At 70.1% G+C, this 13,609-nt stretch carries 17 protein-coding genes and 1 pseudogene; 4 read left to right on the forward strand and 14 right to left on the reverse strand.

Annotated elements, in window-relative coordinates:
- Positions 1–112 precede the first annotated feature (112 nt).
- The 14 genes and pseudogenes from AB0A94_RS32660 to AB0A94_RS32725 all read right to left on the reverse strand — a co-directional run bounded on the left by AB0A94_RS32660 (position 113) and on the right by AB0A94_RS32725 (position 8,817).
- On the reverse strand, positions 113–1,279 hold the full coding sequence (locus tag AB0A94_RS32660) for a tyrosine-type recombinase/integrase (protein WP_361749678.1): 1,167 nt from the start codon (positions 1,277–1,279) through the stop codon (positions 113–115).
- Positions 1,279–1,491, reverse strand: a complete 213-nt coding sequence (locus AB0A94_RS32665) for an excisionase family DNA-binding protein (protein WP_361749680.1) — start codon at positions 1,489–1,491, stop codon at positions 1,279–1,281. Before AB0A94_RS32665 ends, AB0A94_RS32660 begins: the two co-directional genes overlap by 1 nt.
- Positions 1,484–2,800 (reverse strand): replication initiator, encoded by a 1,317-nt coding sequence (locus AB0A94_RS32670; protein ID WP_361749703.1) that lies wholly within the window; start codon positions 2,798–2,800, stop codon positions 1,484–1,486. Before AB0A94_RS32670 ends, AB0A94_RS32665 begins: the two co-directional genes overlap by 8 nt.
- A 134-nt stretch (positions 2,801–2,934) precedes the next feature.
- The gene (locus AB0A94_RS32675; RefSeq protein WP_361749682.1) at positions 2,935–3,174 is read right to left on the reverse strand and encodes a SpdD protein; all 240 of its coding nucleotides are present in this window, start codon (positions 3,172–3,174) and stop codon (positions 2,935–2,937) included.
- A 14-nt stretch (positions 3,175–3,188) separates the two neighbouring features.
- Positions 3,189–3,383, reverse strand: a complete 195-nt coding sequence (locus AB0A94_RS32680; RefSeq protein ID WP_193512406.1) for a hypothetical protein — start codon at positions 3,381–3,383, stop codon at positions 3,189–3,191.
- A 10-nt stretch (positions 3,384–3,393) separates the two neighbouring features.
- Positions 3,394–3,585: a mobile element transfer protein gene (locus AB0A94_RS32685; RefSeq protein ID WP_142194134.1), complete on the reverse strand. Its 192-nt coding sequence runs from the start codon at positions 3,583–3,585 to the stop codon at positions 3,394–3,396.
- Positions 3,585–3,785: a hypothetical protein gene (locus AB0A94_RS32690; RefSeq protein WP_282090735.1), complete on the reverse strand. Its 201-nt coding sequence runs from the start codon at positions 3,783–3,785 to the stop codon at positions 3,585–3,587. Before AB0A94_RS32690 ends, AB0A94_RS32685 begins: the two co-directional genes overlap by 1 nt.
- Before the next feature lie 20 nt (positions 3,786–3,805).
- On the reverse strand, positions 3,806–4,438 hold the full coding sequence (locus AB0A94_RS32695; RefSeq protein WP_361749684.1) for a DUF2637 domain-containing protein: 633 nt from the start codon (positions 4,436–4,438) through the stop codon (positions 3,806–3,808).
- A complete protein-coding gene (locus AB0A94_RS32700; protein WP_361749686.1) occupies positions 4,438–4,608 on the reverse strand; it encodes a hypothetical protein in 171 nt (56 codons plus the stop codon). The genes AB0A94_RS32695 and AB0A94_RS32700 overlap by 1 nt, the downstream gene beginning before the upstream one ends.
- An 82-nt stretch (positions 4,609–4,690) precedes the next feature.
- Positions 4,691–6,061 (reverse strand): FtsK/SpoIIIE domain-containing protein, encoded by a 1,371-nt coding sequence (locus tag AB0A94_RS32705; RefSeq protein ID WP_361749688.1) that lies wholly within the window; start codon positions 6,059–6,061, stop codon positions 4,691–4,693.
- 5 nt (positions 6,062–6,066) lie between these two features.
- Entirely contained in the window at positions 6,067–6,417 is a 351-nt protein-coding gene (locus tag AB0A94_RS32710) for a hypothetical protein (RefSeq protein WP_142194138.1), read from the reverse strand.
- A gap of 128 nt (positions 6,418–6,545) precedes the next feature.
- The gene (locus AB0A94_RS32715; RefSeq protein WP_142194139.1) at positions 6,546–7,274 is read right to left on the reverse strand and encodes a GntR family transcriptional regulator; all 729 of its coding nucleotides are present in this window, start codon (positions 7,272–7,274) and stop codon (positions 6,546–6,548) included.
- An 87-nt stretch (positions 7,275–7,361) separates the two neighbouring features.
- Entirely contained in the window at positions 7,362–7,799 is a 438-nt protein-coding gene (locus tag AB0A94_RS32720) for an ATP-binding protein (protein ID WP_361749691.1), read from the reverse strand.
- A gap of 279 nt (positions 7,800–8,078) precedes the next feature.
- Positions 8,079–8,817, reverse strand: a pseudogene (locus tag AB0A94_RS32725) (GntR family transcriptional regulator).
- Between the two features lie 81 nt (positions 8,818–8,898).
- Here AB0A94_RS32725 and AB0A94_RS32730 point away from each other — a divergent pair.
- From AB0A94_RS32730 to AB0A94_RS32745, 4 genes are all read left to right on the forward strand, one after another.
- The gene (locus AB0A94_RS32730) at positions 8,899–9,987 is read left to right on the forward strand and encodes a DUF1152 domain-containing protein (RefSeq protein WP_361749693.1); all 1,089 of its coding nucleotides are present in this window, start codon (positions 8,899–8,901) and stop codon (positions 9,985–9,987) included.
- Positions 9,984–10,235 carry a hypothetical protein gene (locus tag AB0A94_RS32735; protein WP_361749695.1) on the forward strand — a complete coding sequence of 84 codons (252 nt, stop codon included), beginning with the start codon at positions 9,984–9,986 and terminating at the stop codon, positions 10,233–10,235. Before AB0A94_RS32730 ends, AB0A94_RS32735 begins: the two co-directional genes overlap by 4 nt.
- Before the next feature lie 541 nt (positions 10,236–10,776).
- The gene (locus AB0A94_RS32740; protein ID WP_361749697.1) at positions 10,777–11,097 is read left to right on the forward strand and encodes a trypco2 family protein; all 321 of its coding nucleotides are present in this window, start codon (positions 10,777–10,779) and stop codon (positions 11,095–11,097) included.
- A gap of 82 nt (positions 11,098–11,179) precedes the next feature.
- A partial coding sequence (locus AB0A94_RS32745) for a trypsin-like peptidase domain-containing protein (RefSeq protein WP_361749699.1) occupies positions 11,180–13,609 on the forward strand: 2,430 nt, incomplete at its 3' end.

A 13,609-nucleotide genomic window follows, 5' to 3' on the forward strand; every position in this document is an offset into this window, starting at 1 on the left:
TTCGATTCTCGTCACCCGCTCCATGTGAAACCCCCAGGTCAGCGACCCGGGGGTTGTTTGTTGTCTGGACCAGTGAGCGGACTGCGCACCACAACCGCACCATAGGAACGCGCTACCCGTCGGCGGTCATCTCGCTGTGGTGCGGGTGGTCGCCGGTGTGGTTCTTCGCACGCTCGGCACGGACCATGTCGTCGAGCCCGGCCGCCACGTCGCGCTGCCGCTCCTCGTCGGAGTGCTGATAGATCAGCGCGGCCTTCTCGGACGACTGGCCGGCGCGGACCATCGTGTCCTTGAGGGTGGCCCCGGAGCGTGTCGAGAGCGTGTGCCCGGTGTGCCGGAGATCGTAGAAGCGGAAGCCGTCGGGGAGACCGGCGACCGTACGCGCCCGCCGCCACTTCCGCCCGAACGAGGTGCGCCGGAAGGGCGCTCCCTTCTCGCCGACGAAGACCAGCCCGTCCGGCCCTTTTTCGGCGAACCAGGCGAGATGCTGTCGCACCTCCTTGTGCAGGAAGGCCGGGAGGACGACGGCCCGCACGCCCGCATCGGACTTCGTCTCGCCGGGAGCGCGCCTGCCGTTGGTCCGTTCCGGCTCGGCGACCCGGACGCGAATCACCATGCGGTCGGGGTCGACGTCCCGGCGGCGGAGGCCGGCCAGTTCCTCGGGGCGCATCGGACCATAGGCGCCGAGGTAGACCATGAGGCGCCAGCGGATTCCAATCGTGTCGGCGAGGGCGTCGACCTGGGCGACGGTGGCGATACGCCGTTCAGCGGCCGATTCCTTGCCCGCGCCCTTGATACGGCAGGGGTTGCGGCTGATCAGGTCGTCGTCGACGGCCGTCTCGAGGATGCCCTTGAGGAGGCGGTAGGACTTGGCGACGGTCGTCTTGGCGGCGGTGGTGCGGAGCCGCTCAGCGCGCCACTCGCGCACGCGGGGTGCCGTGATCTCATCCAGGTCGAGTGTGCCGAAGGTCGGGAAGATGTGTAGGCGCAGGAGGTGTCGGTACAGGTCCTCGGTACGGACCGCCAGCTCTCGTTCCTCGACCCACTTCTCGGCGTATGTGCCGAAGTTGACCGCGCCAGCGTCGGGTGCGCGCCAGTCCCCGCGGCTGAGGTCAGCTTCGACCTGGGACAACCAGATCTCCGCGTCCTTCTTCGTCTCGAAGGTCTCTTCCGCACGGATGCGCTCGCCATCAGGGCCGAGGTAGGAGGCAGTCCAGCGACCGGATCGGTACTGACGCACCGCGCCGAAGCGGCGACGCCTTCCTTTCTTGTTGGCCATCAGGCAGCCCTTCCGTAGCGAGAGCGGGATCGCCTGATCGGCTCGACCGTGCGGGCCCGGAGGAACTCGTCGACCGCGCTCTCCGGGATGCGGACGTGCCTGCCCACCTTCACGTACCGGATGCGCCGCTCCTCGATGAGGCGACGGGGGAAGCGGGACGTGGTGCCGAGCAGCTCGGCGACCTGGTCGACGGAGAGATGGCGCTCAGCCACGGGTGGGTTCTCCTTCCGTTCCGGGAGCGGGTTCGAGAGTTTCGGTGAGCCAGGCTTCGGCATCGGTGAGGCCCGTACCGGCGTAGACCCAGTGGGCGAGGACGAGCGTGGTCGTCTCCGGGCCGTCCTCGTTCGCGGCTGCGGCTTGGGCGCGGCGGTATTCGGCGCGTGCGTCGCGGAGGGCGCCGAGGGTGGTGGAGTAGCGGCGGGACTTGGTGGAGAAGTGGCCGCGGAAGCCGAGCATGTGGGCCCAGGCGCGCAGGCGGAGGTGTTCGAGGTCTTTGCGGGCGCCGAGAGTCCAGGCTGCGCGGATGAGACGTCGGGCATGGTCGGTGATGTCGAGCTGGGCGAGTTCGGCGAGGAACTTCAACGGGCGATCGAGGGCGCCCGTCGCGGTTTCGGCGCCCTTGGTGGCGTACTTGGCGATGTACGCCGCTACCGCCCGCTCGGTCAGCTCCTGGCCGTCGTTGAAGTCGGCGGAGCGGATGGTGCGTACGTCGAGCTGACGGCCGAAGGCGAAGGTGTGCGCCCGACCGTCGATCACGGGTCCGTCCACCCGGGCCGAGGTGGCGGCGGCGCGGATGGCGTCGGCGAGCAGCTCGGCGGTGGCCCAGACTGGGGGCGTAGTGTCGCCGCCTTCCGGGCCATCGATGCGGATCACCGCATGGAAGTGGACGGCTCCGCGCTTCTGGTACTCGGCGACCTTGGCGAAGGACACCCGGGCGTACTCGCGGAAGTCGCGTTGGGTCAGGCCGGCGCGCTTGGCGACCTCCCGGCGCAGGTAGATCGAGAAGCGCCGCCACAGGAGGCCGGCGTGCGCGTTCCACAGGACGGCCGCTTCGTAGTCGTAGGTGTCCGGGTCGAGCGCGGTGCCGAGGACGGGGTCGTCCTGGTCGTGGAGCGCACCGCACCGGCAGCGGCGAACGGTCCGTGCCGGGCCGGTGGGGCGGTTGTGGACCGGGCCGAAGCCGGGCGCGGTGAAGGTGGCGAAGACGCGCGGGTGTGCGGCGACACGCTCGGGGACGCCCTTGCCGCCACGCAGGCCCGAGGTGATCAGGTGGAAGGTGTCACGGCGGTAGACCTCTGCGCAGGCCGCGCAGCGGGTGGTGCGGCGGTTGTTGCAGCGCACCAGGAGGTGACCGGCGGGGAGAGCGCGGGAGTCGAGGTGGTGGAGTCGGTTGCCGATCTCGCCGGTGCGGGTGTCGACGGCGTACTCGGTGCGGTGGCCGTCGAGGCGGATCGGGTGCGTGCAGCCGCCCAGTCCGGAGAGTTGGTGGGCGAGCTGGGGGAGGTTGCCGAGTGAGGCCAGCTTGGAGAGTTCCGCCAGCGGGGGCGGAGTCTGCCGGGTGATGATGAGGGTTCCTTTCGGCTGTTACGGCGGTTGGGAGGGACGGCCCCGGGGCGGCGGGATGCTTGGCGGCTTGTTGCCGCCCCGGTGGCCGGTCAGCGCTTGGTCGCGCTGGTGACGAGGGAGCGCAGGACGACGGCGGCGACGGCCACCGAGACGGCCGTGACGGCGACCGCCGCCAGAAGCGCGGTGAGGACGATGCCGACGACGACCACGGCGGCAACCGGGCCGACGTACGGAGCGAGGGCGCGGCCGGCGGAGGGCACCGGGTTGTGGGCGTGGTGACCGTCGAAGGCGGTCGGGGTCGGGACGTCGGGCAGCTTGGGACGGAACACGGCGGATCTCCTTGTCAGTCGTGGGTGCCGTTTATGACGTCGACCCCGGAGCGGGTCCCGGAGTCGATGAGCGGGGCGAGGACGGTCCGGGAGAGCAGGAAGCCGAAGAGCGCGATCACGACGACGATCCAGACGCGGACGCCGAGGAAGCGGACCGCGCCCCAGGCGATGAGGCCCAGGACCAGGACGAGCGGCAGTGAGACGGTCACGAGGGCTCCCTCAGCGGACGCGACAGCGGTGGGTACGGGCGGCGAGTTCGGCGGCGGCGCGGCTGTCGTAGTCGGCGGCGAAGCCGCAGCGCGGGGCCGTGCAGGCGGCGGTGTGCTTCTCGCGGCCCCGGTCGTCGTAGTAGGTGGCGACCTGGACGGGGCCGATGCGGACGACGCGGCGGAAGCGCGGGGTGCGGGGCATCAGGGCAGCTCCTTCGGGCCCTCGTGGTGCTCGCCGGTGAAGTCGGTGACGTGGTCGAGGAGCCAGCGCCGGATCTCTTCGCCTTCGTACTCGTCGGCGGTGAGGATCACGGGTTCGGCGATGAGCATCGCTTCGGTGAGGCGGTTCTGACGGGTCAGCTCGGCGGCGCGGTTGAGCGCGCGGAGCGTGGACGGGCGCACGGTCGGAAGTCCTCCGTAGATCAGGTGAGGTGTGTGGCGATGGCTTCGGCGAGCGGCATCGGGACGCCGAGCCGGGCGCGAAGGGTCGAGGTGTCGATGGCCGTTCCGGTCCGTGTCCGGTGTTCGTCGGCGACCTTGCGGGCCAGGGCGACGAGTGCCGGCGGGACGGAAGCAGGTACGGGGGCGGGGGCGGTAGGCGGCTCAGGGGCTGTCGGCGCGGCTGGATCTTCGGTCTCTGGGCGCCCGGTCGTCTCCGCTTCCGGTGCCTTCGGTGCTTCGGGGAGCGCCCGTGTTCCGTGGGCGAGCAGCGTTCCTCCGAGGAAGGCGACCGCGGGCCATCCGGCGACAAGGATGCGCAGCCAGGCCGGCACGTCGTTCAGGTCGAGGAGGCCGGCGGTCGCGACGTTGGCGCCGAGGGAGGCGACCAGGGCGACGAGGAACCAGCACCAGGCCGACGCCTTCGCGCCGCCGGTACGGAGCCGGTGCCAGGCGGCGACGAGGAGCAGGTCGACGGAGACCGGGTAGGCCCACGCCTTCCATCCGTCCTGTCCGGCAGCGGCGGCGAGGTCGTGGAGGTGGGCGAAGGACAGGGCTCCGGCGATGGCGGCCTGGACGAGGACCGCGTCCGCGCGCACGGCGGTGAGGCGGGCCATCAGGCGGACTCGTCGGGGAAGAGGCCCGGCAGAGGCTCGGGCAGGGACACGGCCAGCGCCGGGCCCACGACCTCCACGAAGGCCGCATCAGCGCCGGGCGTCTCGGCGTACGTGGCGAGGTGGCCCAGCAGGAGCACGGTGCGGGCGAAGTCCTCGCAGTCGGGGCACACAGTGGGTGTCTCCTTTCTTGAGGCATGGCGGGGGTAGGGACTTGGCGCGGGACGGCCGCGCCAGCCGTGGGAGTGGTGCGGGCTACGAGGCTGGGTGCGGCGCGGGCACGGGCCAGGACGACTGCACGGGGACGGCCGGGATCGTCGGCCGGAAGGGGGCGAGGGCCGGTACGTCGGGGGCGAGGAGGGATGCGGCGCGGCAGGTAGCCGCGGCTTCGGCGAGGGCCAGGTGCGGCGTGCGGATGCGGGACCAGCCGCCGGAGGTGTCGCCGACGACGGCGAGGCCGGGCCGTTCGGCGGGGATGGAGCAGGCCGCGTAGACCGCTTCCGGGGCGATGTCGCCGAGCGCCATCTTGGCGGATGCCTCGTCGTTGACGCGGTGGCAGACGCGGCCGGTGAGCTGGGCGCGGAGCATGGTGGCGCCCTTGCCGAGTTCGGCGCCGAAGCGCTGGCCACAGACCTCCAGGTAGATGCCGGCGGCGCGGCCGAGCTGGGCGAGGCGGATGAGCTGGGTGACCATCTCGTCGCGCCGGTCCTCGTCCTTCCTGCTCGCGACGAGGAAGAGTTCCGCCACCTCGTCGATGAACAGCACGATGGGCGGTGGCCGGTCCTCGTCGGGCAGTCCCCAGACGTCCGAGGTGATCAGTTCGTCGGGGGTGCCGGGGGCGATGCCCTGCCGGGCCTTGATCAGGTCGTAGCGGTCCTCCATCTCGGCCACGAGGACGGGCAGTAGGTCAGCGGCCTGCTGCTGGTCGACGGCGAGAGCGGAGAACCGGTCGGCGAGGGGCGACAGTTCGACACCGCGCTTGCAGTCGATGCCGACCAGGACCACGGGCTGAGTCGCCAGTCCGGCGATGAGGTTGCGCAGGTACATGGACTTGCCGGACAGCGTGGCGCCGAGGACGAGTTCATGCGGTACGGCGCGGTAGTCCCGGACGAACGCGGTCGCGTCCTCCCGCAGCGCCACCGGCACCCGCAGCAGCCCGCCCCGAGCACGCCGGGGTATCCGTACGTCGCGCAGCACGTCGAAACCGACCAGCCGCAGTTCGACGACCCCGGGCTTCACGTCACGTACGTACACGGCGTGGACGCCCCAGGCGTGCCGCAGCCGCTCCGCCGAGGCGGCGATGTCGGCAGGTTCCTGCCCGGGAGCCAGCCGAAGCCGCATCCGCAGGCCGGTCGCGGTGGGCCGGATGAGACCACGGCGGGGCGGGACCGGCCGGATCTCCCGGCGGGTGGTGGCCTTGACCGCCACGGCCCGCCAGCGAGGCGGTTCGACGGTCAGGCCGCAGGCTTCCATGGTCGAGGAGTACGAGGCCAGCAGCCGGACCACCGAGGCCGGGAGCCCGACCGCGGACCAGTAAGCGGCAGGGTGGGCGTGCCGGGCGTAGGCCGCGCCGCCTATCGCGGCGAGCGACCCGCCCACCTCCGCCACCGTCATCCAGTCGGTCATGCCGGTCAGCCCGCCTGCGCCATCGGGAAGGCGCCGGGGGTGACGGCGGTGGCACGGTAGGCGATGCCGTGCCGCTGCTGGCCGTTGAAGACGCTTTCCCACGGACGAGCCACCAGGCCGGGCAGGGAGACGGGCGCACCGACGGTCAGACCGTCCGTGACTCCGCTCTCCGGGATGGTGACCTGGATCAGCGACGACTCGCCCTCGTCGATGTAGACGACGCCGACCGTCATCAGGGCCTCACCGCTCACGGCGTCCTTGGCGATCTCCCCGGTCTTCCGGTCGCGCACCTTCGGCGCCGGCGCTTCGGTGAGGAGGACGGTGGCGGACGAGGCGTCGATACGGATCACACGCACAGATGTCTCCTTGAGCTTCTTGAGAGTCGCAACCTGTCACCTGACAAGTTGACTTAGCAAGTTCGAAGCTAAGGATGCCAGGTTGACTTGTCAAGTGGCATTCGAGGTGAACGGGCCTGCTTCCGGGGTCAGTTCAGACGGTAGGTGTCTTCCAGTTCCTGCCGGTCGGCAGGCAGGAGCACGTCAGAGACTTGCAGTGCCTGCCCGGAGGCGTCACAGGCGATGACGAGGACACTCAGGACCGGTACGCCGTCCGGCAGGTCCAGCAGCTCACGTTCGGTCGCGTCAGGCAGGCGAGCGGAGACGCGCTCCGTCACGTGGTCGAAGCGGACCTTCTTGCGCGTCTCCAGGTGCGTGCGCGTACCGGACTCCAGCACCTCGGCACTCGCCAGATCGGTGCCGTCGACCAGGCCGGCGGGGAAGTAGGAGGAGACCAGTTCGACGGCCTCCCCGTCCTCCTCGACCAGGAGGCGGCGCATGAGAGCCTTGGCACGCTTCGGCAGCCCGAGGACCGAGGCCACTCGGGCCGGTACCGATACTTCGGCGACCTGTACGAGCCGCCCGGCCGTCTGCGACTCATCACGCGTGAGCACGTCACGGCCGCGCCGTTCTCTCTCCTCGGCGCCCGCAGGGCGACCGCGCACGATGGTGCCGTACCCCTGCCGGGACTCCAGCCAGCCGTCACGCTTCAGGAGCTCCAGGGCCCGCACGACCGTGGGCCGGGACATCCCGAACGCCTGGACAAGTTGGTTCTCGCTGGGGACGCGGGTACCGGGCGGGTACGTTCCGTCCTCGATGCGACCTTGCAGGGTCTGCGCGAGGCGCACGTACTTGGGGGCCTCCACCTCATATCCCATGAACGCCGCCCGTCGCGATTGGCCAAGTCAACTGGTCAACCAGACTAGCGTTGCGCATCCACAGATGCACCAGGGTGGGGTTGCCGCTCATGCGGGCCAGGCATCAGCCATCACGAAGGAGACCACCGTCCCACCGAAGCGACTGGGTCCGGAGTGCCACGACTCGGCCATGGCGTCGACCAGCAGCAGCCCGCGCCCATGCGCGTCATTCGCGTCCGGCCGGCGCATACGCACGTTCGCCGGGAAGCCGGGGTTGTGCACCTCTACACGAAGCGAGGTTTCCTCCCGGAACCACTCCACGCGCACACGCCACTCCTCGTCCGCCCGTCCGTACAGGATGGCGTTGGTGACCAGCTCGGAAATCATCAGCGCACAGTCGTCGACCGAGCAGGCCGGGTCGTACGGGGCGATGAACTTCCGGAACCAGCGTCGAGCCCGAGGGACGGACTCCGGAACCGGATGCAGGGTCATTGCCCCGAGCCACGGTGATTCCTCGCTGGGGAAGCGGTTGAACCGGTAGGTCATCCGCGCTCACTCCTTGCCGCTGCCGTCGCAGTCGAGGCAGCGCCGCTTCGATGTGGCACGGATGTGGTCGTTGGCGGTGGCGAGGACCGCCGACGTACGCGAAGCGACGCGCTTCCAACCGCGCCCCCGGCATCCCCGGCATGCTGCGCGCGCGCCCCGATCCGTCCGCCGACCTGCCACTCCGTACCCCTTCCAGTAAGTGGCCTTAGCCACTTACTGGATAGTGGCATTAGCCACTCGCGTCGCGCAAGCGGTTCACCTAACTGACGCACCGTCATTTCACACCAACGGATAGCCCTGTTCGAACGCCCAGCGGTGCGGCGGATAGGTCGCCTCGGCGAACTCCAACGGCCGGTCCTGCATGTCGTAGACGACGTGGTGAACGATCAGCACGGCCGAGCCTGGTTGCAGCTCCAGGTCAGCGGCCTCTTCCTCGGTGGCGCTCCGAGCACACATCCGGTCCTCGGCGTAACTCCCCTGCCGACCGGTCATGTTCTCGACGTACATCAAGGTTCCCTCCTGGATCCGCCCGGGGTCCGTGAGCTTGGGCGCCCGCTGCCCGACATCCGGGGCGAACCACGAGGTCGACAAGGTGATCGGACCGTCCTGGTTGTTGGTCACCCGCCGGCGGTGCACGGCCCGGCGGTCCTTCACCAGCCCGAGGGCCTCAGCGACGTGGTCCGGTGCGTCCATCCACCCGGCCGACGTGATCACCGCGTACTCACCGGGCGTGTAGATCTTCCCGGTCTGACGGGCCCGGCCGTACAACTCCCGCGCCCGCCGGTTGACTTCCAGACTGCGCACATAGGTCCCCGAACCCTGCCGCTTCTCGACGAGCCCCTGATGACTCAGCGCCTCAAGAGCGCGAGCCGCAGTCGGACGGGACACCTTCCAGTCCCGCCAACTGCCGCTCAGACGGCACCTCGTCACCCGCTCGCAGGTCGCCCCGAAGGATCTGATCGCGGATGTGGTGAGCGATCTGAAGATACTTCGGCTGCGCCTCCTCGATCTGCGGCACGTTCCCTCCTCGTCCAAGTGGCTATGGCCTCTAGCCACTATAGGGTGAGTGGTAAATACCAGAGCCCGTAATGTTGACCACATGACGCGGTTGATCGTCGCAGCAGGAGGAGGGGGCGACGCAGTCGCCGCCGCAATGCTTCACGCCGCCTTGTACGGCGACGAGGACCAAGCGGTGATCCTCACGTACGCGTGGGACCGCCTGTTGATCGACCCGGTACCGGGTCCGCGCGGCGCGCACGACTTCACCGGCCTGGAGGCCGTCACCCCGTCCGTGTGGTCAGTGCCGGCGACCGCCCGTCCAGTCGCTCCGGCAGGGTCGACGCTCCCTCGCCTCGCCTCCGAACTTCCACAGACACTCGCCCTGCTGGACCCCTCCCATGGAGTCGAGGGCGTAACGCGCCAGCTGGAAGAGCTGCTGGCCCACTTGGCGCCGGAGTCGATAGACCTCCTGGACGTCGGCGGAGACATCCTCGCCCGCGGCGACGAACCGACCCTGAAGAGTCCTCTTGCCGACGCGGTGACGCTTGCAGCGTGCTGCCGAGTGAACGCGCCGGTTCGACTCCTGATCGCCGGCCCCGGTCTCGACGGCGAGCTGTCGGCTGACGATCTCCGTCCATCACTGGGCCCTGTCGTCCATACCCTCACGGCGGAGGACGTAGCCCCAATCGGCAACGTCCTGGAGTGGCACCCGTCCGAGGCCACGGGGATGCTCGCGGCGACGGCCCGGGGGACGCGCGGCATCTGCGAGGTACGCGACGCCGGCCTACCGGTACCGCTCACGGACGAAAGCCCGCGTGTCCACGAAGTCGACCTGGACGAGGCGCTGAGCCACAACACCCTTGCCCGAGCCATCATGGCGACGACGACCCTGGACGAGGTCGAGGCCCACAGTCGCGAGGTGTGCGGCTTCTCGGAAATCGACTACGAGCGCAACAAGGCCCTGTGGTTGAAGGACCAGACACCGACGCCACTCGACGCCGATACGGTGCTCCGCCAGGTCGACGAGTTCGAGTCGGACGCCCGCGCCCGCGGAGTCACACACACAACGTTCCGCCACCTCACCGAGGTCCTCAACCTCAACGGCACTCAGCGCAGCGAGCTACGCCAGCTCCTCATCAGCAACCGACCGAGCCGGCACGACGCCCCGCTGTGGAACATCGGAACATGAGCGCGTTCGCGAGCGACCCGAGCCTTGACAACGTCAGGAACGCAGCCGGGGACGGCACAGAGGTCGACGTAGCCGTGCACCTCCACGACGGAACGGTCAGGCTCTCGATCCTGTGGACGCAGGAGATCCTGCTGAGTGCTGACGACGCCGAACAGGTAGCCCAAGCACTTCAACGTGCCGCAGAACAGGCGCGCAGCATTACGGCAGCCCAGTCACCGCCTAGGCCAACGGCGTCTGAGCCTCACTGAGTTACAACTTTCTCTACTGGTTCAAGGCGGCTCGCTCCGCTCACCGCGCGCGGCCCGGCCCCCGGCCGGGCCTGCGCTCCTGTCTCCGCCCCGCTCCAGCCCGGCCGGCGCCCGTGCCGCGCGCACTGCGATCAGCCGCTTGACGTCAGAGAGGGGGTTCGTCGTGGCTGGGGCGGTCGGTTCCGCGGCTTTACGGAGCCACTTTGGCGCGAGCCTCGAAGATCATGGCCCCAACGTCGTGCTTTACCGGGCAGGTCCACTACCTGCCCGACGCGCCGGAAGCTTACGGGGCCATGATCACTCGCGCCAAAGCAGCGCCACCCCAAAGCCGCTCCACCGCCCTGGGCGGGGCACGGAAACCACTCCCGCATCTCCGTTGGCCAGAAACGGTCATGCAAGGTCTTGCTTCCGTATGGTTTCGGTCTTTTTCGATGTGTGGGGCGGTGTGGGAACTTCTCGGCCGGTGGTGGTCGTCTGCGCGGGTGCACCCTCTGGTGCGGACAGTGGTCTGTGCGGCAGCGGGAAAGGGAGGGGCCGAGGGATGGCTGAAGAGATCGGGATCGCGGAGGCTGTGGAGCATCTGCGGGCGGAGTTGGTGGCCGCTGCGGCAGGCGGTGGCAGTGGTCCGCGGTTCGAGGTGGGGCCGGTGGAGCTGGAGTTCTCGGTGGAGATGCGCAAGGAGGGCAAGGCCGGGGTGAAGGCGTGGGTGGTGTCGGCCGGTGCGGGGACGTCGAAGGTGTCGGTGCACCGGGTGAAGCTGGTGCTGACGCCGAAGGACACCACGACCGGCAGCGCGTATCACGTAAACACCGACCGGCCGGATGAGACGGGTGAGGTGCTGGGGTCCCGGTTCGGCGAGTAACCGGGCAGCATCCACGCTGTGGGCGGCCCGCGCCCGGATCAGGGGCGGGGCCCAAGGACAGGGATCGGGGAGGCAGGGCGGGGTGGACAGGGCGCGGGTGGCGGTGGTGCGGTCCGGTGAGGCTCGGGGGTCGGGGTATGTGCTGGGCGGTCGGCTGGTGCTGACGGCCGCGCACGTGCTCAAGGACCGCGGGCGGGTGTCGGTGCAACTTCCCGGCCGTGCCGGGCGGGTGCCGTGCCAGGTGGTGTGGGAACGGCTGGAGGACGGCCCGCAGGGGTGGGATGCGGCGCTGCTGCTGGCCGGGGAGGATCTGTCGGACAGGCCCTTGCCCGGGGTGCGGTGGGGGCGGCTGGTAACCATGCAGGCCTGCCCCGCACAGTGCCTGGGATATCCGGTGGTGGGACAGGCCGGTGCCGATGCGGTGTCGCTGGTGCAGGCGGATGGGCGGGTGCTGCCGGAAAGCGGCCGGGACAGGGACCGCTACGTCCTGGTCGGTGAGGCGGGAGCCGAGCCGCATCAGGGTGCTTCACCGTGGGGCGGGATGTCGGGGGCGGCGTTGTGGTGCGGCAGCGCATCGGGGATGGCGCCACTGCTGACCGGGGTGGTGGCCGGTGATCCGCCCGGCTGGAGCCACACCCGGCTGGAGGCCATGCCGGCCTATGTCCTGGCGTCGGATCCAGTGGTGCGGGAACTGGTCGAGGAGCACACCGGGCGGGCGATGCTGCTGGAGCCCGCGGACCTGCAACACCTCGCCGACCGCACCGCCATCCCCCGGCCGCCCCGCTCCCCGGCCGATCTGCTGCGCCCGGAACAGGCGACGGTGTCCTTCATGGGCCGCGAAGACCTGCTCAAGAAGGATCTGACACCTTGGTGCGAGCCGCCTTCCAGCCAGGTGCAGTCCGCCCCTCACGATGAGCCCGCCAGCGCATGGGGGTGGGGGCAGAGCCTGGTGCAGGCTCGGTTGCTGACCGGGCCGGGTGGTGCGGGAAAGACCCGGCTGGCGGCCGAACTCGCCACCCGTATGACGGGCCGGGGCTGGACCGCGATCCGCCTGACCACCGATACCAGGGTGCCGCTGGATGTGCTGTCCCAGGTGCGCCGGCCGCTGCTGATCGTCGTCGACTACGCCGAGACCCGCGTCCCGCAGCTGCATGCTCTGCTGGAGGCGGTCGACCACGACCAGGTCACCAGCCCCGTGCGGGTGCTGGCCCTGGCCCGTGCCGCGGGCGACTGGTGGACCCGGGCCACCGAACACCCCCACAGCCAGGCTCTGGCCACCGCTCCTGTCACACCGGTTCCGGCCCTGCACCACACCCCTCAGGACCGCACCGCCGCCTACCGGCAGGCCCTGGGCGACTTCAGTACCCGACTGCGCCGGCTCTTCCCCGCCACCGACTGGACAGCCCTCCTGCCTGCCCTTACCGCTGTGGACGCGATGCCCGCCCTGGCCGGCGCCGAGTTCGACACACCCTTGTCGGTGCAGATGGCCGCGCTCCTCGCCCTCCTCGACGCCACCGACATCCCGCAAGCCTCAGGCCGGCCCACCGTGTTGGAAGGCAGGCTGCTGGGACACGAACGCAAGTACTGGGACGAGACCGCCAACAGCCCCGAGCGGGGCCTGACCGGGGAGCGCAGCGGGACCGAGACCCGTGCCCTCGCCGTCGCTGTGGCCTGCCTGGTCCCCGCGACCGACCGTGATCACGCCAGGGCGCTTCTGGCCCGGCTTCCCGGTCTGGCCGGTGCCAGCGCGGCCGCTGTCCGCGGGGCGCTGGCCACCTGGCTCGCGGATCTCTACCCGACCCCGGCAGGCTCCGTATGGGGCAGCCTCCAACCCGACCGCATCGCCGAGTACCACATCGGCACCCAGCTCAGCCGTGAACCCGCCCTGTTCACCCGCATCCTGACCACCCTTACCGGCGCACCTGCCGAGCAGGCCCTGACCGTGCTGGCCCGCACCGCCCAGCACCCCCACCACCACGACGTGATCAACGGCATCCTGCGTGACGCCCTCACCACGGCCCCGACCGTGCTGGGACCGGCCGCCCTGACCACAGCAACCCGCGCCTCCCAACCCTCACCCTTGATCGCCGCCCTGACTCACCTGACCCGCACTACGCAGGACATCACCCTCCTGCACCACCTCAGCGACCAGCTACCGGAATCCACCCTGGCCCTCAGCGAATGGGCAGCCGACCTCAGCACAGCCCTGGTCGAACACCACGACACACACGAACCCAACCTGCCCGGCCTCGCCGCGTCGCTGAACAACCAGTCCGTCCGTCTGGCGGACCTGGGACGGCGCGAGGAAGCCCTGACCGCCATCACCCACGCCGTCGAGATCCGCGAAACCCTGGCACAGCAGCGGCCCGACGCCTTCCTCCCCGACCTCGCCGGCTCGCTGAACAACCAGTCCGGCTGTCTGGCGGCCCTGGGACGGCACGAGGAAGCCCTGACCGCCATCACCCACGCCGTCGACACCTACCAGACCCTGGCACAGCAGCGGCCCGACGCC

This window comes from Streptomyces sp. NPDC044984 (assembly GCF_040646935.1).
In the GTDB taxonomy this organism is placed as follows: domain Bacteria; phylum Actinomycetota; class Actinomycetes; order Streptomycetales; family Streptomycetaceae; genus Streptomyces.